The organism is Devosia alba, from assembly GCF_039938915.1.
GTDB lineage: Bacteria > Pseudomonadota > Alphaproteobacteria > Rhizobiales > Devosiaceae > Devosia > Devosia alba.
The window spans coordinates 147,667-168,936 of sequence record NZ_JBDUUI010000003.1 but is presented as its reverse complement, the minus strand read 5'-3'; the positions used below and the strand labels follow the sequence as shown (position 1 = coordinate 168,936).

Below are 21,270 nucleotides of genomic sequence, written 5' to 3'. Positions count from 1 at the left end.
GTGACCGGACCCAAGATTATTGAATTAGTCAATAAATTCAACGTCCAAGCGAGTTGGCATTGCGCTTGCATTGAGGGAGGGGAACGCGTCGGACGGCGCAAAGGGGCTTACGGAGTATCTCATGGGCATTTATGGCGCTCTTTCCAGTGCAGTGACGGGTCTTCGGGCTCAGGCGCACGCCCTGGAAAACATTTCGGGCAACATCGCGAACTCGCAGACCACGGGTTACAAGCGTATCGAGACCGATTTCATCGACCTGATCCCTGACGCGCCGATCAAGCGTCAGGTGCCCGGTGCCGTCCTGGCGCAGTCGCGCGGGACCAATGATGTGCAGGGCGACATCAAGACGGTGTCAAATGAAACCTTCATCGCGCTGAACTCCAGCGGTTTCTTTGTGGTTGAGCCCAAGGTTGGTCAGTCGGACGGCAATTCCGTGTTTGCCGGTACCAATTTCTACACAAGGCGTGGCGATTTCGAGATCGACAAGGATGGTATGCTGGTCAACGGCGCCGGCTACTATCTCAAAGGCCTGCCGATCGATACCACGACTGGCAATATTTCGGGCTCGGTGCCTGAGGTTATCCGGCTATCCAATGCCTTCCTGCCGGCGCAGGAAACCAACAGGATCAACTATCAATCCAACCTGCCGCAATTGCCCAAGACGACCGCGTATAACGCAACGGTTTACAATAGCGAGTTGATCAACGCGGTTGACTACGCGGGCTATGCGGGGACGTCGACCACTTCTTCGATGGCGGGCGCGAATGCTACCTGGGCTGATGCCAATCCTGCTGAAAGCGCTACTCGGTTTGCGCATGGGGACACGCTCAGCCTGGAGGTCAATGGCACAGCCGTCACCTTTGAATTTACCAATGATGGCACTGTGACGGGGACCGGCAATCAGGCCATCGATATCTCGGCCCCTGCCACTGTGGGGACCGTACGGGCGGAGATGCAGGCGGCGCTGCGCTCGGCTGGTGGCCCGGCCGCGGCAACTGCCAACGTCACGCTTGCCGGTGGCGCGCTAAGCATTGATCTTGGTGTGGATTATCATGCCCAATTCAGGGTTACTGGTGGTACCGGGGCTCTTCTGACAAACATCGGCTTGACCAATCCAAGCACCTCCAGCGCGCCGCTTCGTGACCCGATCACTACAATCGCTGCCAGTGATGATGCGCTGTTCAAGTCCAACTCGGTCGCTGGCGGCGCCATCACCGTTTATGCATCAAACGGCGCTCCGGCGAACGTTCAGATGCGTTGGGCCAAGGTCGACAGTGCCGCATCGGGCGGCAACGACACCTGGAACCTGTTCTATATGTCAGATAGTTCGGCCACGGGCGGTTCGCCGATGTGGACCAGTACGGGCCAGGCCTACACCTTCGGCGCCGATGGCTCGCTGGTCGCGCCTGGCGTTACATCGACAACTCTATCCAATCTGACCATCAATGGTGTGGCCATTGGTGATGTGGAACTCAAGCACGACACCAATGGCGTCTCCCAGTTTGCTGACGTCAACGGCACCGTGAACGTGTCGACGCTCAACCAGAACGGCTATGGCGCCGGTGAGTTCGTCTCTGTGGCCATCAATGACAGCGGCCGTGTTGTTGCCACCTATTCGAATGGCGAACGCATCGACATGGCGCAGGTGGTTACGGCGCAGTTCAGCGCCATCAACCAGCTCAAGCGGCTGGATGGTGGCGTCTTCTCGTCGACGTCGGAATCGGGTGAGGCCATTCTGGATATGTCCGGTGGCGGCATTCTCGGTGGCGCGCTGGAGGCTTCCAACACCGACATTTCCGACGAGTTCACCAAGCTGATTGTCACGCAGCAGGCTTACGCAGCCGGCACGCGTATCGTCAGTGCGGCCGACAAGATGCTGCAAGAAGCGTTGAATATGATCCGCTGAGGCGGGTCTGCTCGTAAGGCTCGGGGCCACGTGTCCCGGGCGTAATTCCTGATTGAGGAGCCCCAGGATATGGGTCTGACGACTTCACTTACCAACGCTGTGTCTGGTCTGCGGGTCAATCAGGATTCGTTGGCGCTCGTCAGCAAGAACATCGCCAACTCGGGGACGCCGGGCTATCACCGGCAGTCGTTGAATGTCGTCGATTATAATACGCAATCGAGCACCTATGCGCGCAGCATCGGGGCCAATCGCGCCTTCAACTCCAGCCTGCAAACCTATTACAACCGGCAGGTATCGGACACTGCCAATTCCTCCATCCAGGCGAGTTATCTCGACCGAATGCAGGGCTTCCTGGGCAAGCCCGGGTCGACGGGTTCGCTCGACACCCTGTTCAGCGACCTGCAGAACGCCCTGCAGGGGATTGCCACCAGCCCCGACGACTATACCTCGCGGTCAAACGCCGTGGCGTCGGCGCAGACCATGGCGGAGACCCTGAACCGGCTCTCAAGTACCATTCAGGGAATGCGGCAGGAGACAGAGGGGCAGATCGCCGCTGATGTCCACAACATTAACGGCATGCTGAACTCGCTGGCCGAGGTCAATAACCGCATGCTTGACCTGGGCATGACCGACAGCGCCCGCGCATCGCTGCTCGATCAGCGCGACCGTCTGGTCGGCTCCGTGGCCGAGCTTATCGACGTGCGCGCTGACTATCGTGGCGACGGGACGGTGGCGCTGATGACCCGCTCTGGCGTCGGCCTGCTTGACAATGGCGTATCGACTTTCAAGTTTGAAAGCGCTGGCAGCCTCTCGGCCAACTCGGTGTTTGACCCGCTGTCGTCGGAGACCAAGGTCGGCAAGCTGACACTGACGACGCCATCCGGATTGACGATCGATCTGGTAACCCAAGGCGTGCTGCAGGGCGGCGAACTGGGCGGTCTGGTCACGCTGCGGGACAAGACACTGGTCGAAGCGCAGGATCAGCTTGACGAAATCGCGTCGGGACTGGCGCTTGCTTTCTCGACAGTGAAAAACCCCGGTGTGGCGGCGAGCGACGGTGTTCCCGTCACACCTGCCACGGGTTTTGACCTTGATCTGAGCAATCTCAGGCCCGGCAATGACCTGCTGTTCAGCTATTCTGAAAACGGTGTGAGCAGGCAGGTGCGGGTGGTCAACTCGACCGATCCGGTCGATTACCTGGATGCTTCGGGCCAGCGTGTCATCGGCATTGACCTGTCGGGCGAAGAGAGCCTTCCGCCAGGCGACAAGACCGCTGCGGCCGCAGCTGCGGCAGCGGCGCTGAATGCCAAGTTCAGCGGGCTGACGATCAGCAGCACTGGTGCGGGTAATCTGCGCATACTCGATGACGGCGCGGTGGGAAACACCGATGTCCAATCGGCCACTGTCCGCTCCACCTCAACGGGGCTGCAGGGTGCCGGGCTGGCGTTCAATCTGTTCGTCGACCAGGGTAATGCGGCCTACACCAATGATCTGGATGGTGATCCACCGCAAAAGCAGGGCTTTGCAGCCCGAATTTCGGTCAATTCCGCGGTTGTGGCCAACAACAAGCTGATGGTGCAGCATGAAGTCGGGGGCACCCTGGGCGATGCCGACCGGGCCAATTACGTGATCGATCAGCTTGCCAATATGAGTTTCACCTCTGGCGGCAATCCGGCAGCCAATGCTGACAAGTTCCAGCTGACCGGCAAGCTGGGTGAAGTGATTGGTCAGGTGATCGGCTTTCAGGGCTCAACCATCAATGCAGCCCTGACCAAAGCGGACGACCGGCAACTGACGCTGGACACGATTTCGGACCAGATGCAGACCGAATATGGCGTCAATCTGGACGAGGAAATGGCCCGCCTGATGGAACTGCAGAACGCCTATTCCGCCAATGCCCGTGTGGTTTCGGTGGTCAAGGAACTGCTTGATGCCCTGCTTGGTGCGGTTTGAAGGAGTAGCGTGAGATGATCGTCAACAAGTCGATGTTCCCGCTGCAGACCGGTTTCGGCGTCATCTCCAAGATGCAAGGCCGATTTGCCGATCTGCAGATGCAGCTGGGCACGGGGATGAAGACCTCGACGCTTGCCGGCATGGGCCGCGATCTGCCGCTGTCGCTGTCGGTGCGCTCCCGATTGGGCAAGATCGAGGGCTTTGCCGCCAATATCGCGACGGTTGATCTGCGCCTGAGCTTTCTCGACAAGACCATGACGCGCCTGCAGAAAATCGAAAGCGAAGGCCGGAACGCGACGGTGCAAGGTCAGTACGGCACCAACAATATCAACATGGCGACGCTGCCGAGCCTGTCCAAGGCCCGGCTGGACGAAGTGGTGACGCTGCTCAATTCCGATGTTGCGGGGCGCTATTTGTTTGGCGGCACCAATACCGACACTGCGCCGGTGCCCGATACCAATGTGCTGCTGGATGGGCAGGGCGGCAAAGCGGGCTTCAAGACTGTGCTCAATGAACGCAAGGCCGCTGATGCGGGTCTGGACGGGCAGGGACGCCTGGGTTCAACGCTGCTGCTTGGGGATCCCGCGATCCCCGGTCCTGCAACAGAATCGGTAGTGACACTGACCGAGGATGGGGTGCATCCGTTCGGCTTCAAGCTGTCCAATATTTCCACTACGGCCTCCACTACGGCCTTGAGCTACACCACGCCAGTGGTGACCAATCCGCCCACGGCCAAAAGCCTCAGCGTCACCTTTGAACCTGACCCGGCCGAGCAAATCCAGTCGGGCCGGACAGTGACGCTGGGTTTCACCCTGCCGGACGGTAGCGAGACGCAGATCACGCTGCGGGCCACCACTGCTGCCGAGTCAAATGGCGGCGTGGATGAGTTCATTATCGGCGCCGACTCGGGGGAGACGGCCACCAATTTCCAGGCAGCGCTCAACGCCAAACTGGTGGCTGTGGGTGAAACCGAACTCGCCGGGGCATCAAACTTCGCCGCCGCCGAAAACTTCTTTAACGGTGCCGGCGAGCCGGTGCTGCGGGTGGACGGCGACCCGGCAACCGCCACCGCTCTGCGGGTGGCTGACCACACCGATACGGTCATGTGGTATCAGGGGCAGTCGCCCGCCGTCGCCGCAGACGGCCTGGGCCGCATGCAGATTGGTTCGCTCGGCGACACCGCCATGCTGACGGGGGACTTTCCTGTTTCGGCCCAGCACGGCTTCAAGATCACTGGCGTCTCTGCTGATACCGCCAATATCGATACGACCTACAATGCCGCCACGCCAACTGCCGGCAGCTCGGTCTCCGCGACCTTTGGCGCTGGCCTCTTGGCTGATGAGACCGTTGAGGTAACACTGCAGGAGCCAGCGCCCAGCACCATCACGCGCACCCTGACGCTCACGCCGGTAACGGGAAAGGCAGGCGTGGGACAATTTACCATCGGCGCGGATCCCACTGAAACCGCAGCCAATTTTGCCAAGGCGCTCAATGTCGTGGCGTCCGAGGCGGCGATCGCGGCAGAGGGCAATCCACGCCAGAGCGTGACCGCCCAGATTGATGACAACACGCGCGTTGCCTACGGCATACAGGGCAATGAATCGGGGCTGTTGCGGCTGGTGCGGACGATGGCTTCCCTGTCGGTGGAGACCTACCCCACCGAAGAGAATATTCTTGCCTCGCGTGAGCCGATGCGCCTGGCGGCGATGGCCGAGACTGACCCAGCGCTACGCGCGGCCGCCCTGGCTGACTATGAAAAGGCCGTCACGGCCGACCGTCGCAGCGCCAATGGGCGATTTGATGCGATGGCCAGCCGGCAGCAGGCGCAATTGTCCGCCTCGCACAATGCCGAGCGTGGTTCGGTACAGATACTGACGATGGAACTGGCGGTGGCCCATAACGGGCTGCAGAGCGCAACGGCACGGCACACCGACTACAAGGCGCAGCTGGACAATCTGCTCAGCGACGTGGAAACGGTGAGCAAGGAAGACGTGGCCATGGAAATCCTGGCGCTGCAGACGCGGCTACAGGCGAGCTATCAGGTAACTTCCATGGTCAGCCAACTGAGCCTGTCAAAGTATATGTAGCGGCTCACCAGCCAGCACGGATCACAAGCAAAAACCCCCGCAGTGATGCGGGGGTTTTTGGTATGTCAGGGGCGAGCTGGGCTACATGCCGCGCAAACCTGAGGCGATCTGACGGTTCAGGCGCACCAGGACTTCCAGCTTTTCGGGCCGTGGCTCCAGCAGCACTTCGCGGGTCTGGTTCATGATAAAGATGCACAGATTGGCAACATTCTCGCGCACGTCATGGGGCAGCGGGCTGTCTTCCCTGGTCACCGAGGCAGCGAAAATTGTCCAAAGCTTGCGGTTAAACGTCAGCGCCGGCTTCAGGTCATCGTAGCTGTCGGGCCACTCGTCCTTGATCTTCTGCAGGCCAGCGGCTGCCTTCATGAGCAGCGCGGATTCACGTTCACGCGACGATGCTACGACATTAGCGGTCTGTTGGTAAGCCTGGGCGCCTTGTTGGTGCATGGGATATCAGATCCTGTTCGTATTCGATAAGCCGTTGAGAGGCCTTGAGTGCTTTGTATAGCTGTCCGGTTAATATCTCGTTGTTGATTTGGTTAACAAGCTCGGTAGCGGACGGGACAGCCAGGATAAATTCGTTCACCAGCAGGAAATAGGCATCGCGGGTCGTGCCGATATCGTCCTCGATATACATCAGTTGCACGGCCAGATAGATGCGCTTGGCAGGGGTGTTGGCTGTTTCGGCGGTGAGAATGTCCTTTTCGCGCAGCACTGGTGCGCGGCCCGCAATAAACAATCGCGTACGCTGATCAGAATTGGTGATGATGCTATTGCCGACCAGTAATTTCTCGCCGGGCTTGAGTTCGACCTTGAGCGCCATTTGGTATGTCTCCGCGACTCCGCAATCGGAAAGACTGGTCTAGCCTGTGATGGCGGCGAAAACAATAAAGGCGGGCCATGGCCCGCCTTACATACTGGATCGTTGCCCGAACAATCTTACTGCAGCAGCTGCAGCACGCTCTGATCGGCCTGGCTGGCCAGCGAGAGCGAGGAGGACGACAGCGACTGGCGGGTCTGCAGGGCCAGCAGGTTGGCGGCTTCTTCGTTCATGTCAGCCAGTGTCAGATTGGCGGCGCCAGTCTGCAGCGTATTGACCATTTCCTTGGTGAAATCCTGCCGGTTCTGCACGATCGACAGATTATACCCGAAGGACGACGCCTGGGAGCGTACATTGCCCAGCGCCATTTTCACTTCGCCGAGCAAGGTGTCGATGTCGGTGTCTGCATCGAGGTTCTTGGCGACCAGATCGTACAGGCCGAGATTGGCGGCGCTCAGCGCATCGCCATTCTTGGACTGGATATCGATCGAGGATGTACCGTTTTCGTTGAAGGTGATCTTCAGATTGTCGCCGCGCAACAGGTTGATACCGTTGAACGAAGCGTCGTCGGCCAGCTTGTCGAGCTGATCGCGCAGCTCGTTGAACTGCCCGGCCAGGTCGCCGCGCACGGAGTTGCCAGCGATCTTGGCCGCACCAAATGAGGTGCCGTCAACGATGCCTGACGAGGTAACACCGGCGACATCAAGGTCCTGTGTGGACAGGTTTTCCATGCGCAGCTTGCCATTGTCGTTGCTGGCGCGGATCTTGGACTTGAGGTCGGTGTCGCGATTGATCTCGCGTACCAGTTCATCGACGGTCTTGACCGCAAAGGCCGGGACCGGCGGGACTGCGGTGCCAGAGGCCGGAATACCATCAGTGGTGACGCCGGCTGTGATATTGAGTGCGCTGAGGCCGGTGCCGTTTACCGTGAAGTTCTTGCCGTCGGCGTTGGACAATTCGACGATGCCAGCGTTGTTGACGGCAACCACGCCAGCGGCCTGCGCTGCAGAAGAATTGTTGATCTGGTCGACGATGTCGTCGCCGTTGTCTGTTGCTGCGGCGTTGTTGACGGCGCCAACATTGACCGTCAACCCGTTGATGGTGAAAGAGAAGGCGCCAATGGCGCCTGTAGCGACAGCGCCACTACCATCGCGGGTCGCTGGCGTTGCCGCTTCGTCCGTGCCGCCAAGACCGATATATTCGAGTTCCGTGCCGCCCAGGGTGATGGCTTCAGCCTTGGCGCTGGCGATTTCGAGCTGTCCATTGGACACGCGAGCGCTAACGCCGCCACTATCGTCCAGGGTCCCAATATGCGCATTGATCTTGGCGGCAAAGGTCTCGACGGTGTCGGCGGCGGTGAAGGCCACGGTGATTGCGGTGCCGCCGTTAAGGCTGGGGGTGGTGATTTCCACCGTGCCGGCCTTGCCGGCTGTGCCACCATTGGCAAAGCCGTTCTGTCCAACAACGACATTCTTGTGCAGGTCGATGCTGCCGGGTGTTTCAAAGGCACCATTGGTGAAATCGAGCTTGCGGGCGAGACCGACGCCGATGGTCTCGGGGTCCAGCGAGAAGGAATCGGTCTGGAACGACTTGTCCTGGCGCGCCTGGCGCAGTGTCGACTGCATCGATTCCAGCGTCTTGGTGATCGAGGTCAGGCCGTTATCCGCCGCTTCCAGCGTCTGGATACCATTGGCCATCGAATCCATCAGGGAATTGAGATCGCCGGCACGGCTGTTCAGCGAGGACGCGGTGAAGAAATTGGTCGGGTTATCCAGCGCCGAATTCACCTTGTTGCCGGTGGACAGACGCTCCTGGGTGCGGCCCATCATCCGTGCCGTGTCCTGGAGCGAAAGCAGGTTCGACCGAACGGCCTTCGAAAGAGAAATATCGGACATCATGGTTCCTTCACTACGGTGCCGACCCGGCGGCGCAAGCCTCTAGTTGAGGTTGACGTAGTCTTAACGCATGAAATCCTAACGCCGCGTTAACCATGCTGGTTGAGATCTCATCAACCATAATCTTGCAGGTGCCCGGTATTCCGGGCTTTTTTCGCCGATCAGGGGAGGGCGGGGGTGGATGAAATTTGCCGATGAAGCGCCGAAACGAAAAAAGGCGGGCCGAAGCCCGCCTTTCCGATTCTTTGAGTCGCTTGAACCGATTAACGGATCAACTGGAGGACCGACTGGTCGGCCTGCGAAGCCAGCGAGAGCGAGGAGCTCGACAGTGACTGGCGGGTCTGCAGGGCCAACAGATTGGCGGCTTCCTCGTTCATGTCAGCCAGCGTCAGATTGGCGGCGCCAGTCTGCAGCGTGTTGATCATGTTCTTGGTGAAGTCCTGACGGTTCTGCACGATCGACAGGTTCGAACCGAAGGCCGACGACTGCGAACGCACACTGTTCAGCGAGCTCTTGAGGTCGCCCAGCAGCTGGTCGATGGTCGCATCGCTGTCAAGGTCTTCTGCCTTGATGTCGAACACGCCCATGTTGGCAGCGTTGACCTGCTCGCTGTTCTTGGTCGAGATGTCGATCGAGGACGTTCCGGTTTCGTTGAACGTGATCTTCAGGTTGTCGCCGCGCAGCAGGTTGATACCGTTGAACGAGGCGTCGTCGGCGGTCTTGTCGAGCTGGTCGCGCAGTTCGTTGAACTGGTCGGCCAGATCGGCGCGAACGCTGTTGCCGAGGATCTTGGCAGCGCCGGTGCTACCGCCATCGATGGCACCCGAGGAGTTGATGCCGTCGATATCCAGAGCCTTGGTGCTCAGGTTTTCGATACGCACCTTGCCATTGTCGTTGGAGGCACGGATCTTGCCCTGCAGAGCTGCATCGCCGTTGATGTCGCTCACCAGCTGATCGAGTGTCTTCACCTCGTTTGCCTGGGAGATGGTAGTGACCGTACCGGAAGCGACGTTACCGTTGGTGACGGCCAAGCTCGTCACAGCACCAATGCCCATGGCGGTACCCAGCGCAGCGTCACTGGTTTCAATGGTGAAGTCGGCAGAGTCAGCGCGGCTGATGTCAAGGCCGGCGGCACCATCGGTAACGGTGAAGCCCTCGGCACTGAGTGCGGCCACCAAATCAGGGCTCTGATCAGCAGCGCCGGCAAAGGTATAGTCTACCGAAGCGCCGCCGGAACGCAGCGTGATGGTCTTGCCGGCCAGAGCAGTCAGATCGGCCGTCAGATCGGCAGTGCCGCCAGTGCCGGTGTGGCTGGAGTCAGCTTGCGTGGTGGCTGCGGCGGCCGAGTGGCCGACATACTGGGCGGCGGTGCCGGCAACGGTCAGGTTTTCACCCTTGGTGCTGACGATCTTGAGCTGACCATCGACAACTGAAGCGTTGACGCCGCCATTGCCGCTGCCAACCTGGCTGAGTTCGTCATTGATCTTGGCGGCCAGGGTCGCTGCCGTATCGGTCTTCACGGCGTCCACCGAAAGGGCGGTGCCGCCATTGAGGCTGTCGGCCTGAATGGTCACGGTGCCGTTGATGCCGACCGTGCCGCCAGTGCCAGCGAAGCCGTTGTTACCGGTCTTGGCCGAGTTGTGCAGCTTGGTCGTGGCACTGCCGTCAAAAGCGCCGCCACTGAAGGTCAGTACTTCGGCGGAAGCAGAGCCGACCGTCGTCGCGTCGAGCGAGAACGACTGGGTCTGGAACGACTTGTCCTGGCGAGCCTGACGCAGGGTAGACTGCATCGATTCCAGGGTCTTGGTAATGGAGGTCAGACCATTGTCAGCGGCTTCCAGGGTCTGGATACCATTGGCCATGGAGTCCATCAGCTGGCCCATGTCACCGGCGCGGGAATTCAGGCCCGAAGCGGTGAAGAAGTTGGTCGGGTTGTCGAGAGCAGAGTTCACCTTATTACCGGTGGACAGACGCTCCTGCGTCTTGGCCATCATGGTCGCGGTGCTCTGGAGGGAAAGCAGGTTCGAACGAACGGCTTTCGAAAGGGAAATATCACCCATGTTACTAGTCCTTTTCTGGGAATACGCTAACAACGATGCCTCTTCCTGAGGCCCGCTCACCTTCATCCGGCAGCCGCTAAAGAAGCGTTAAGTGGCGGATGAAAATCACGACTAGTTTTGAGGGGGCGTGGTCGCGTCCGTCATAGAAAAACGCCCGAAATCCGGGGAATTTCGGGGGTCGGCGCGAGATCCTGGTGAGGTTTTGTTAACGCATTGGAGGCGTAAAACCGCGGTGGGTTGACCTATTGTGGTCGTCGAGATTACGGCTGCGTCAGGCCATCAGATCCTTGAGGCGCGCCAGGGATTCCTCGGGGATGGTGCTGGCGCCGATACGCGCGATCAACTGTTCCATGGTCTTGGGTGTTGGCGACAGGGCGCCGGCAATCACGGCGGCCGCAAATGTCGAACTGCGGTCCCGTTGCGGCTGGGGCTGCAGGCGGGGATCTGGCTGCTGGCGCGGAAACTCACCGTTACTGCTGGAGGTGGGCGTCCTTGCTACTGCCGGTGTGCTGTCAGCCAATAGCGGGCGCTCGGCAGCGGCGGGCCGCGGCCGAAGCTCGGTAATATTGATAGAACCCGATAAGGCCGCGACGGGCATTACTGGAGTGATCATGACGCTGTCCCTGCATCAGCAAAATACCATCGGACAGCGTTGCGACAAAGGTGCTTGTTTTCGATTACTTCAAGTTATGGCAATTAAATCAAACAAAGAACAAATCACAGCGCGCGATTGACTGCGATACCGCGCGCCGAGCTGGCGGGATCTGCTGTTATCGTGCCGGCGCGGCCGTAGGCCCTGGCCTTGTTCTGCTGGCCGACAATCTGGGCGACGTCAGTGAGGATGTCTTCGGTAACGTTGCGGGCCGTGGCCAGGACGCGCAGGTTTTCCGCCATCTGGGTGGCGAGGGCTTCGTGGCCGTGCCGCAGGCGGTCAATGGCCTGGGGGGCATCGCGCTTGAGCCGCTCGGTCTGGCGCTGCACGGAGCGGGCGAAGCCGACATAGTCCTGGGCCAGCCGTGCCTTGTCGGGGGTCAGGACGCTGGCCTGACGGAGGTGCCCGGCGCGGAGCAGGGTGGTTTCCTGGTTCATGACATCGACCAGGGCGGCCAGAGCCGTCGCGGCCAATTGGCACAATTCGTCGGCGGGCAGTGTGTCGAGGGCATTGAGGCGGGCTGCAGCGGTCACTTGTAGGCTCCCATAGTCGGCATGATCTTGTTCTGGTTATTGGCCGCTTCCTGCATGGCGAGCAGGTCGGGCAGTAATTGTTCGGCAATGCCCAGGCCGCCGTTCTGCGCCATGGTGCCGGCAAGCTGTTCGGCCTGCATGGAGCGCCATGTTTCCTCACCAAAGCCGCCACCCATGGCGTCCTTGTCGGTCTTGATGCTGGAGAACAGCTGCTTGGTCAGGGTATTGAGGAAAACGCCCTCATATTCTTCGGCCTGCTGCCGGACCCGGGCGGTTTGCGCGGGGGTGAGGCTGGAACCGGCGCGGTCAGCACTGGTGATCTGGTTCAGCGCCGGCATCACATCACCTCGATTTCGGCTTGCAGGGCCCCGGTGGCCTTGATGGCCTGCAGGATGGCGATGAGATCGCGCGGCGAGATGCCGAGGGCGTTGAGGCCATCGACCAGTTGCTGCAGGGTCACGGACTCATTGACGACAGAGAGCGCGGTATCGGAGAGATTGGCGTTGATGGTGGTATTGGGCTCCACCGCCGTCTGACCATTGGCGAAGGGCAGGGGCTGCACCACTTCGGGGTTTTCCGCGATGGTAACCGTCAGATTGGACTGGGCGACGGCAACGCTGGAGACGCGCACATCCTTGCCCATGACAATGATGCCGGAGTTTTCGTCGATGACGATCTTGGCGGTCTGGTCGGTTTCCACCATCAATTGTTCGATGTCGGTGAGCAGGTCGACAATATTGCCGTTGAAGCCGGGCGGCAGGGTGACACGCACGGTGGCGGGGTCTTCGGGGGTGGCGGTGGGTGCGCCAATGAAATCATTGACCGCCATGGCAATGCGGCGGGCGGTGGTCAGGTCGGGGTTGCGCAGCGCCAGGCGCAGCGAGGTTTGGGCACCGAGCTGGAAATCGATCTCGCGCTCGATCAGGCCGCCTGAGGCGATGCGGCCGGTGGTGGGGACACCCGAGACAATGCTGGCCGCGTCACCGCCGGCGCTGAAGCCGTTGATCAGCACCGGGCCTTGGGCAATGGCGTAGACGTCGCCGTCAGCGGCAAGCAGGGGGGTCACCAGCAAGGTGCCGCCCTGCAGGCTGTCGCTATCACCGAGCGCGGCAACCGAGACATCCATGCGGGAGCCCTGGGTGCCAAAGGCCGGTAAATTGGCGGTGACCATGACGGCGGCAACATTGGCGGTGCGGACGTTTTCGCCGGCGGTGTTGACGCCGAGCCGTTCGAGCATGGATTGCAGGGACTGCTTGGTGAAGGGGGAGTTGTTGAGGCTGTCGCCAGTGCCGTTGAGGCCAACCACCAGGCCGTAGCCGACCAACTGGTTGTCGCGCACGCCTTCGAAGTTGACGATGTCCTTGATCCGGGCCGCCGCCGCATGGGCATTGAGGGCAGGCATGAGCGTCAACACGGCGCATAGTGCCGCTGCGATCAGTCTGTGCATCCATGGTCTGGTCATCATCGTCCCCGTATTCGGGCCGCGCCATCCCCATGGTGCGGCATTCGGAGATCACATTGCGAAAACTGTGCCAGTTTGAATTGGGCAGGCTACGCCTTTGATAGTAAAGATATATTCTGATAGTATCGGGATTGATTGAGGGCTGAGCGGGCCCGGCCCTGCATTTCTTGCCGGGTGCGTTAAGGCCTTGTTAAGGGTCTGCGGCAGATTTTGCCGGTAGGAAGTGAACTGAATTGAGTCCAGCTGTTGCGCATCGACACCCATAATCGCACTTCGGGCACCGGCAAGGCCGGGGCTTCGGGACGCGCCGGCGCCCGGGCGGACTTTGTGCCGGCTGGTGTCGATGGCCCGAGCCGTGTTGCCGGTGCGGCGCCGGTGGCCAGCACGACGGGCATTGAGGCGATACTGGCGCTGCAGGCGGTCGGCGGACCGCTGGAGGGCAAGAAGAAGGCGCTGCGCCGCGGTCGGGCGCTGCTCGACGCGCTGGACGAGATCAAGGCCGACCTGCTGGTGGGGCAGGTGAGTGCGGAACGGCTCGACGCCCTGACGACGATGCTGAGCCAGCTTCGGGAGCGCTCAGAGCCGGCGCTCGACGCTGTGCTGGACGACATCGACCTGCGGGTGCGGGTCGAGCTCGCCAAGCTGGGCCGCTATCCCGCGCTGTGAGCGACATTCATCAAAATGTTGTCGATAAGCGCCTATGGGACTGACACGCAGGCGAAATCACATGTTAATCACCGGTAAATTTGTGCGCTTGCGGGGGGGCGCTCGCACGCATATACAGTCCGCCTAAAGGGCACATTGGAGTTGAGTCTGCTGATGTCTTCGATTGCTGAAGTGATTGAATACCGGCCCAGTGACGACGAGCCGTTCATGAATCCGCGCCAGCGGGAATATTTTCGAGCCAAGCTGAACGCGTGGAAGGACGATATTCTGCGCGAAAGCCGGGGGACGCTGGACAGTCTGCAGGAAGAGAACCAGAACCATCCGGACATGGCTGATCGGGCCAGTTCGGAGAGTGACCGGTCACTGGAACTGCGGACGCGCGATCGTCAGCGCAAGCTGATTGCCAAAATTGATTCGGCGCTGAAGCGGCTGGAAGACGGCAGCTACGGCTATTGCGAGGAGACTGGCGATCCGATCGGTCTGGCGCGCCTCGATGCGCGACCCATTGCGACGCTGAGCCTGGAAGCCCAGGAATTGCACGAGCGTCGTGAAAAGGTCTATCGCGACGAATAGAGCGCACCAAACTTGCAACAGGCCCGCAGCGATGCGGGCCTGTTTCGTTAACGGCGCTTGCGCGGCCCATTGCGCCAGGGAAATCAGACCGCGCTGGCATCGACTGGTTCGCGGGCGCTGAGGAGCGCCTGTTTGCGCTCGCTATAGCGCGCGGTCAGGTAATCGGCATTGCCGCGATTGAGCAGGGTGAACTTGACCAGTTCCTCCATCACATCGACCACCCGATCATAGTAGGATGACGGCTTCATGCGCCCGTCGGCGTCGAATTCCTGCCAGGCCTTGGCGACCGAGGACTGGTTGGGAATGGTGAGCATGCGCATCCAGCGGCCGAGAATGCGCATCTGGTTGACGGCATTGAAGGATTGCGAGCCGCCCGACACCTGCATCAAGGCGAGGGTGCGGCCCTGGGTCGGCCGGATGGCGCCGCCGGGCAGGGGAATCCAGTCGATCTGGGCCTTGAGCACCGCACTCATGGCGCCGTGCCGCTCCGGGCTGGTCCAGACCTGGCCTTCCGACCACAACATCAGTTCGCGCAGTTCCACGACCTTGGGATGGGTATCGGGTGCATCATTGGGCAGCGGCAGGCCATCTGCATGGAAGATTTTTACTTCGGCGCCAAAGGCTTGCAGCAGGCGTTGGGCCTCAAAGGTCAGCAGGCGGCTATAGGAGCGCTCCCGCAAGGAGCCATAGAGCATGAGGATGCGCGGCTTGTGATCGGCGGGACGTTCCGAGAGCTGGGTCAGGTCGGGGATGGCAAAGGCGGCGTCAACGATATTGGGGAGATCAGACAAGGCGCCGGCCCCTGGCGTCGATGATGACTTCGCCGTCTTCCTTGGTGAAGGGCCCGATATCAGGGTTCTGCAGTATGTCGAGCACCGCTTCGGACGGGCGGCAGAGTCGGACGCCGTTCGGGGTCTCGACAAAGGGCCGGTTGATCAGAATGGGATGGGCCAGCATGGCGTCGAGCAGGGCGTCGTCGGACAGCGTGGGATCACCGAGGCCCAGCTCGGCATAGGGCGTGTCCTTCTGCCGGATCGCCTGGCGCACGGAAAGGCCGGCATCGGCGATCAACTGCTCGAGGCGGGCGCGCGATGGAGGGTTGGCGCGATAGTCGATGACCTCCGGCTCGACGCCGGACTGGCGGATCATCGCCAGGGTATTGCGCGAGGTGCCGCAGTCAGGGTTGTGGTAGATGGTGACGGTCATTGGGCCGGCTTTTCCTTCTGGTTTCTGGCGGCATTGTCGTCAAAGGCCGTGCGTGTCCGATTGGCCAGGGCCACAAGCGAGAGCATGACGGGCACTTCGACCAGCACGCCGACAACCGTCGCCAGCGCGGCGGGTGAGGACAGTCCATAGAGGCTGATGGCCACCGCCACGGCCAGTTCGAAGAAGTTGGAGGTGCCGATCATGGCGCAGGGAGCGGCAATGCGGTGGGGGATCCGCAGTGCCCAGGCAGCGGCATAGGCAATGGCGAAAATGCCATAGGACTGGATCAGCAGGGGCACCGCGATCAGGGCGATGATCAGCGGCTGGGCCAGGATGACATTGCCCTGGAAGCCGAACAGCAGCACGACGGTGGCGAGCAGGCCGACCATCGAGGCGGGCTTGAGCCTGGCGATAAAGCCGTCAAGCCGGGTGGTGTTGCCATCGCCGCCCAGGAGATAGCGGCGGGTCAGTACGCCGGCGGCCAGCGGCACCACGACATAGAGCAGGACCGACAGGATGAGCGTGCCCCAGGGCACCGGAATATCGGTAACGCCCAGCAGCAACGCGACAATCGGGGCATAGGCAAACACCATGACCAGATCGTTCACGCTGACCTGGGCCAGGGTGTAATTGGCGTCGCCGCGGGTCAGCTGGGACCAGACAAATACCATGGCGGTGCAGGGCGCCGCCCCCAGCAGGATCAGCCCGGCAATATAGCCCTCGGCGTCGGCAGCTGGAATCCAGGGGGCGAACACGCTCTTGAAGAAGAAGACCCCCAGCACGGCCATGGTGAAGGGCTTGATCAGCCAATTGACGACCAGCGTCACCACCAGGCCCTTCGGCTGTTCGGCAATGCGGTGCAGGCTGCCGAGATCGACGGCGATCATCATGGGGTAAACCATGGCCCAGATCAGGACGGCGACCGGCAGGTTGACCTGGGCGATTTCGAGGGCTGCCAGGCCGGAGAAGACGCCGGGCAGAAACTGCCCCAGGGCAATGCCGGCAATGATGGCGAGGGCGACCCAGAGCGAAAGATAGCGTTCAAACAGGGACATGGATCAGGCCACTTCGCCACTGGGATTGGTGGTGCCTTCCATATTGCCGATTTCCCTGAGCCGGGACTTGAGCGCCAGACGGTCGATCGAGGCATGGGGCAGGCTGGCAAAAGCGGTGACGCGGTTGCGCAGGAAACGCAGGGTATCCTCGAAGGCCGCCCGCTGCTTGAACGCGACATCGGTCACGGCTGCGGGATCGCTGAGGCCCCAATGGGCGGTCATGGGGTGGCCGGGCCAGATCGGGCAGGTCTCGCCAGCGGCGTTGTCGCAGACGGTGAAGATGAAATCCATCCTGGGCGCGTCGGGCAGGGCGAACTCGTCCCAGGATTTCGAGCGCAGGCCCTGGGTGGGAATGCCGGCATCCTCAAGCACCTTGAGGGACATGGGGTGAACGCCGTCCTTGGGCGTGGAACCGGCGGAGAAGGCGCGGAAGCGATCACCGGCAATGTGGTTCATCACGGCCTCGCCGATGATGGAGCGGGCCGAATTGCCGGTGCACAGGAACAGGACATTGTAGACGCGATCAGGCATGGTGCGCTTCCTTGGGGCTGCAACAGGGGGTGATATCGGCAATCAGCGGGTCGCACAGTTCGGGACGGCCGCCGCAGCAATCCTGCACCAGGAAGTTCGTTATCTCGCGCACGCGTTCAATCACGGCACGATAGACGATGGAGCGGCCCTGGCGCTCGGCCTCGATCAGACCGGCGCGGGTCAGGATGGCCAGATGGGTCGACATGGTGTTTTGCGGTACGTCGAGATGACGGGCGATCTCGCCGGCGGGCAGGCCCTGCGGCTCATGGGCCATGACAAGCCGGAAGGCGTCGAGACGGGTGGCCTGGGAGAGGGCGGCGAAGACGTCGATAGCCTGATTGGATTCCATATATCGAGATTTATCGATGGATTGAGCGACTGTAAACCCCTGAAACGCCAAACGGGGCCGGCTGGCCCCGCTGGTGTGTTGCGGTGGCGCTGATCAAAAACCGAAGACGGTGGTCAGGCCGGTCTGGTTGTTGCCGAACTGAGCGCATTGACCATGGGTGTTTTCGCCGAACTGCAGAAGGGCGCAATTGTTGTTGTCGCCGCGCTGCTCGATGGTGCCGTGATGGCCATTGCCCTCCTGCACGATCAGGCCGCTATTGTTGCGCCCACCCTGATTGACCCCTGCGCTGTTGAAATTGCCGTGCTGGCGCACATTGGCACCCGGATCGGACACGCCATTGACCAGCGAGAGCGCCAGCAGGCCCAGACTGAGCACCTGCTGCTGCTCGCTGCCCTGGGGGGCATAGCTGAAGGTGAACTGGCCGCCAGCGGTGGCCGGTGTGGTCATGCCGGCCACGCCAATGACCAGGGCGGTAGCAGCGGGAACGAATAGCTTGAGCAGTTTGGTGGTGATCCTGGTGGTCTTGCTGGTGGTCATGGCGTTTCTCCCGTTTGACGCTGATGCTTTGCAGCCAATGGACAGAGATTGAAGGAGGCTGGCTGAACCGGTTTGGAGCGGTGCATTCATTTCCGGTTCAGCCGGCGCCAAGCGGCGGCGCCTCATGTGAAGAGCGCGCCGGGCGGGACGCACGCGATGGTCTGGCCGCCCACGGTGATGGAAAAATCCACGCTGTAGCGGGCCTCGGCATTGATCATTACCTGGCCGACCGAGACCGGCTCATCGGCGGGTGCGGCAAAGACCCCGCCCTGGCTGACGCTGGACGAATTGCCGTTTGTGCGGGTCTTGATGGCAAGGCGATACTCGCCGGTGATTGCCCTGGGGCTCAGCACGGAGCCCTCGATGCTGCGCATGCCATTCTGCGTGTGCTCGACAATGGTGCAGCGGGGCGTGGGGGTATCGGCATTGGCCATGCCGGCGGATACAGCGCCGGCCACCATGCCGAGGCCAAGGAGCAGGGGCAGGGCCCGGGTGAACGAGGTCATTGGCATATCCTCCTGGTGAATGCGGCTGGCCGACATTGTAGTGTCAGCTTGCGGTGACGGGGATTAGTCGCAGACCTGGACGAAGGCGGTGACATTGCCACTGCCGCCCTGAACGACATTGGCGTTGCAGCCATTGCCCACCTGCACGCCAGCGGTGATGTTGCCATTGCCGTCCTGGCTGATGATCGCGTTGTGGTTGTCGCCGAACTGGCCGATGCCGGCGGCGTTGCGATTGCCGCGCTGGATGGTTTCGGCCCGGTTGTAGCGACCTTGCTGGCCGATGGCGCCAATATTGCGGTCGCCGGTCTGGCGGCCCGTGGCAGTGTTCCAGCTGCCGCTCTGCTGCACGCCGAGGCGGTTGTACCAGCCGGTCTGGCTGCCGCCGGCGCTGTGGCTGTAGCCGGACTGGTCGATGAAGACGTCATTGGCCATGGCGGGCAGGGCGGTGATGGCGATGATGGCGGCGATTGCGGTGGTGACGATGGTGCGCTGCATGGGTCTCTCCTGCTGGCTGCACTTCCTGCGAAGCGCTTCTTGCCGATGACCCAGAGATAGACTCGTGCCGTCGAACCGAGCCTGAACCCGCAATTCAGCCTGGGTTCAGGATGGGGGCAGCGCCCAGGGCGATGGTACGGGTAATGCCGATGGCGTCGAGAAAAGCCGCGTCATGGCTGACCACCAGCAGGGCGCCGTCGTAACCGCGCAGCCCGGCTTCGACCTGGGCAATGGACTGGATGTCGAGATGGTTGGTCGGTTCGTCCAGGATCAGCAGTTGCGGCGGGGCATTGCCGCCAATGGTGCAGGCCAGGCCCGCCCGCAAGGTCTCGCCCCCGCTGAGCGTGCCGACGCGCTGCAGCGCAGCATCGGCGCGAAACATGAAGCGGGCCAGAGCCGAGCGGCAGGTGTTTTCGTCGGCCTCGGGATTGAGGGCGCGGAAATTGTCGCGAATGCTCAGGGCCGGATCAAGCAGGCTGACGGTTTGGTCCAGCAGGGCAAAAGCCAGGTGGATGCGGGCGGTGCCGGACACGGGCGGCAGGTCGCCGGTGAGCAAGCGCAGCAGGCTGGTCTTGCCCGCGCCATTGGGGCCGGTGATGGCGACGCGCTCGGGGCCGGCCAGATGCAGGGAAAAGTCGCGGATGACTGGGTTGAGCGGATCGGGACCCCCGCTGAGCGTATCGGCCTCCAGCACGGTGCGGCCCTGGGGCAGGCCGGTGGGGGTCAGGGTTACGGTCAACGGCGTGAGCACTTCCACCCGAGCGCGGGCGGCACTGGCGGCCTCGGCGGCCTTGCTGCGCAGGCGGTCAGCGAGGCGGGCGCCTTCACCACTGGTATTTTCGGCATTCTCCTTCATGCCGCCCAGCATGATGCGGGGGATGTCGCCCTTGGCCGCCTTGCGCTTGCCCGCGCCGTCCTTGCGCGCCTTCTTCTCGGCCACGGCCTGCAGCTTGCGGTCGATCTCGGCAATTTTGCGTTCCGAACTGGCCAGATCGTGCTCGGCCGCGGCCAACTCCAAGGCCTTGCGTTCGGCGTAGAGATCCCAATTGCCGCCATAGGTGCGGGCGCCCAGGCTGGTCAGCTCGACAATGGCGTCCATTTCGCGCAGCAAAGCGCGGTCATGGCTGACCACGATGGCGGCGCCACGCCAGTTCCGCAGCAGGTTGGCCACCGCCTCGCGGCCATCGGCATCGAGGTTGTTGGTCGGCTCGTCGAGCAGGATGATATCGGGTAGGGCCAGGATCAGCCGGGCCAGCGACAGGCGGGTGCGCTGGCCGCCGCTGAGCGTATCGAGGCGCCGGTCGGGGGCCAATTCGGGCAAGCCGACCTGCTGCAGCGCCGCCTGGATGCGGCCAGGCAGGGACCAGTCCGCCTCGCCGGCATCCTCGACGCTGCCCCGGCCCTGTTCGAGCCGGTCGAGCAAAGCCATGGCTTGGGAAACCCCGAGATGGTCGGCGACGGTCGCGTCATGTTCCACTTGTACCGATTGCTCCAGCATGCCGAGTGTTCCCGCAAGGGTAACCGATCCGGCGGCAGGGGGGACAAGTCCGGCAATGAGGCGGAGCAGGGTGGATTTGCCCGTGCCGTTGCGGCCGATCAGCCCGGTGCGGCCGGGGCCGAAGGAGAGCTCGAGATCGGTGAAAAGCGGCTGGTTATCGGGCGTGGACCAGGAGAGCTGGTGCAGGGAAACGGAGACGGGCATGGACGGATTCCAGATGAGCGATGCGGGCGAGGCAGTCGGTCATCGTGCTATCCATGGGGTACCGTCCGGTCAGTGCTGCGTGTGGGGGGAAGATAGGCAGCGGGGCCAGGATGTCAAGTTTGGGTATCCGGTGTTCAGCCCGTCACCCCACCCTCAATCCCTCCCCATCAAGGGGAGGGAGGCGCCAGCGCAGTGGCCTGTGTTCATCGTCTCCCTCCCCCTTGTGGGGAGGTTGGGAGGGGGTGTTGAGAGCCCCGATATTCGGGCCAACCGCCCCCCACC

The 21,270-nt window shown here is 61.8% G+C and carries 23 protein-coding genes; 6 read left to right on the top strand and 17 right to left on the bottom strand.

The genetic code is table 11. From position 1 onward, the window contains the following. Positions 1-121 precede the first annotated feature (121 nt). From ABFY71_RS05955 to ABFY71_RS05945, 3 genes are all read left to right on the top strand, one after another. Positions 122-1,906 carry a flagellar hook protein FlgE gene (locus ABFY71_RS05955; RefSeq protein ID WP_347945102.1) on the top strand — a complete coding sequence of 595 codons (1,785 nt, stop codon included), beginning with the start codon at positions 122-124 and terminating at the stop codon, positions 1,904-1,906. Between the two features lie 69 nt (positions 1,907-1,975). Then, positions 1,976-3,859 carry a flagellar hook-associated protein FlgK gene (gene flgK, locus ABFY71_RS05950; RefSeq protein WP_347945101.1) on the top strand — a complete coding sequence of 628 codons (1,884 nt, stop codon included), beginning with the start codon at positions 1,976-1,978 and terminating at the stop codon, positions 3,857-3,859. Positions 3,860-3,873: 14 nt separating this feature from the next. Then, a complete protein-coding gene (locus ABFY71_RS05945; RefSeq protein WP_347945100.1) occupies positions 3,874-5,946 on the top strand; it encodes a hypothetical protein in 2,073 nt (690 codons plus the stop codon). An 81-nt stretch (positions 5,947-6,027) separates the two neighbouring features. On the opposite strand, the gene flaF is transcribed toward ABFY71_RS05945, so the two are convergent. The 5 genes from flaF to ABFY71_RS05920 form a co-directional block, all read right to left on the bottom strand. Beyond that, positions 6,028-6,393: a flagellar biosynthesis regulator FlaF gene (gene flaF, locus ABFY71_RS05940; RefSeq protein ID WP_347945099.1), complete on the bottom strand. Its 366-nt coding sequence runs from the start codon at positions 6,391-6,393 to the stop codon at positions 6,028-6,030. Then, a complete protein-coding gene (flbT, locus tag ABFY71_RS05935) occupies positions 6,353-6,769 on the bottom strand; it encodes a flagellar biosynthesis repressor FlbT (RefSeq protein WP_305576038.1) in 417 nt (138 codons plus the stop codon). Before flbT ends, flaF begins: the two co-directional genes overlap by 41 nt. Positions 6,770-6,885: 116 nt before the next feature. Further along, positions 6,886-8,661, bottom strand: a complete 1,776-nt coding sequence (locus tag ABFY71_RS05930) for a flagellin N-terminal helical domain-containing protein (RefSeq protein ID WP_347945098.1) — start codon at positions 8,659-8,661, stop codon at positions 6,886-6,888. 263 nt (positions 8,662-8,924) lie between these two features. Next, a complete protein-coding gene (locus ABFY71_RS05925) occupies positions 8,925-10,721 on the bottom strand; it encodes a flagellin N-terminal helical domain-containing protein (protein ID WP_347945097.1) in 1,797 nt (598 codons plus the stop codon). A 271-nt stretch (positions 10,722-10,992) separates the two neighbouring features. Further along, a complete protein-coding gene (locus ABFY71_RS05920; RefSeq protein WP_347945095.1) occupies positions 10,993-11,334 on the bottom strand; it encodes a hypothetical protein in 342 nt (113 codons plus the stop codon). Here ABFY71_RS05920 and ABFY71_RS05915 point away from each other — a divergent pair. Next, entirely contained in the window at positions 11,333-11,455 is a 123-nt protein-coding gene (locus tag ABFY71_RS05915; protein WP_347945093.1) for a hypothetical protein, read from the top strand. The genes ABFY71_RS05920 and ABFY71_RS05915 overlap by 2 nt on opposite strands. Here the strand turns inward: ABFY71_RS05915 and ABFY71_RS05910 are convergent. From ABFY71_RS05910 to ABFY71_RS05900, 3 genes are read right to left on the bottom strand one after another with little or no spacing between them, the layout of a single operon-like run. Continuing rightward, on the bottom strand, positions 11,439-11,906 hold the full coding sequence (locus ABFY71_RS05910; RefSeq protein WP_305576028.1) for a flagellar protein FlgN: 468 nt from the start codon (positions 11,904-11,906) through the stop codon (positions 11,439-11,441). The two genes, ABFY71_RS05915 and ABFY71_RS05910, sit on opposite strands and share 17 nt — an antisense overlap. Next, complete coding sequence (locus ABFY71_RS05905) at positions 11,903-12,244, bottom strand: rod-binding protein (protein ID WP_347945091.1); 342 nt, start codon at positions 12,242-12,244, stop codon at positions 11,903-11,905. The genes ABFY71_RS05910 and ABFY71_RS05905 overlap by 4 nt, the downstream gene beginning before the upstream one ends. Further along, positions 12,244-13,368, bottom strand: a complete 1,125-nt coding sequence (locus ABFY71_RS05900) for a flagellar basal body P-ring protein FlgI (RefSeq protein ID WP_371136068.1) — start codon at positions 13,366-13,368, stop codon at positions 12,244-12,246. The genes ABFY71_RS05905 and ABFY71_RS05900 overlap by 1 nt, the downstream gene beginning before the upstream one ends. A gap of 246 nt (positions 13,369-13,614) precedes the next feature. Between ABFY71_RS05900 and ABFY71_RS05895 the strand changes: the two genes are divergently transcribed. Then, complete coding sequence (locus ABFY71_RS05895; protein ID WP_305576024.1) at positions 13,615-14,034, top strand: flagellar assembly protein FliX; 420 nt, start codon at positions 13,615-13,617, stop codon at positions 14,032-14,034. A gap of 153 nt (positions 14,035-14,187) precedes the next feature. Continuing rightward, a complete protein-coding gene (gene dksA, locus ABFY71_RS05890) occupies positions 14,188-14,607 on the top strand; it encodes an RNA polymerase-binding protein DksA (RefSeq protein ID WP_305576022.1) in 420 nt (139 codons plus the stop codon). 83 nt (positions 14,608-14,690) lie between these two features. Here the strand turns inward: dksA and arsH are convergent, their stop codons facing one another. From arsH to ABFY71_RS05845, 9 genes are all read right to left on the bottom strand, one after another. Beyond that, positions 14,691-15,398 carry an arsenical resistance protein ArsH gene (arsH, locus tag ABFY71_RS05885; RefSeq protein WP_347945090.1) on the bottom strand — a complete coding sequence of 236 codons (708 nt, stop codon included), beginning with the start codon at positions 15,396-15,398 and terminating at the stop codon, positions 14,691-14,693. Beyond that, positions 15,391-15,813: an arsenate reductase (glutaredoxin) gene (gene arsC / locus ABFY71_RS05880; protein WP_347945089.1), complete on the bottom strand. Its 423-nt coding sequence runs from the start codon at positions 15,811-15,813 to the stop codon at positions 15,391-15,393. Before arsC ends, arsH begins: the two co-directional genes overlap by 8 nt. Further along, positions 15,810-16,868 carry an ACR3 family arsenite efflux transporter gene (arsB, locus tag ABFY71_RS05875; RefSeq protein WP_347945088.1) on the bottom strand — a complete coding sequence of 353 codons (1,059 nt, stop codon included), beginning with the start codon at positions 16,866-16,868 and terminating at the stop codon, positions 15,810-15,812. The genes arsC and arsB overlap by 4 nt, the downstream gene beginning before the upstream one ends. Before the next feature lie 3 nt (positions 16,869-16,871). Further along, the gene (locus ABFY71_RS05870; RefSeq protein ID WP_347945087.1) at positions 16,872-17,399 is read right to left on the bottom strand and encodes an arsenate reductase ArsC; all 528 of its coding nucleotides are present in this window, start codon (positions 17,397-17,399) and stop codon (positions 16,872-16,874) included. Then, the gene (locus ABFY71_RS05865; RefSeq protein WP_305576011.1) at positions 17,392-17,748 is read right to left on the bottom strand and encodes an ArsR/SmtB family transcription factor; all 357 of its coding nucleotides are present in this window, start codon (positions 17,746-17,748) and stop codon (positions 17,392-17,394) included. The genes ABFY71_RS05870 and ABFY71_RS05865 overlap by 8 nt, the downstream gene beginning before the upstream one ends. 93 nt (positions 17,749-17,841) lie before the next feature. Next, a complete protein-coding gene (locus ABFY71_RS05860) occupies positions 17,842-18,285 on the bottom strand; it encodes a curlin (RefSeq protein ID WP_347945086.1) in 444 nt (147 codons plus the stop codon). A gap of 122 nt (positions 18,286-18,407) precedes the next feature. Then, complete coding sequence (gene csgH, locus ABFY71_RS05855) at positions 18,408-18,791, bottom strand: curli-like amyloid fiber formation chaperone CsgH (RefSeq protein WP_347945085.1); 384 nt, start codon at positions 18,789-18,791, stop codon at positions 18,408-18,410. 63 nt (positions 18,792-18,854) lie between these two features. Next, on the bottom strand, positions 18,855-19,286 hold the full coding sequence (locus ABFY71_RS05850; RefSeq protein ID WP_347945084.1) for a curlin: 432 nt from the start codon (positions 19,284-19,286) through the stop codon (positions 18,855-18,857). 94 nt (positions 19,287-19,380) lie between these two features. After that, positions 19,381-20,988, bottom strand: coding sequence for an ABC-F family ATP-binding cassette domain-containing protein (locus tag ABFY71_RS05845; protein WP_347945083.1), 1,608 nt, complete (start codon positions 20,986-20,988; stop codon positions 19,381-19,383). Between the last annotated feature and the right edge of the window lie 282 nt (positions 20,989-21,270).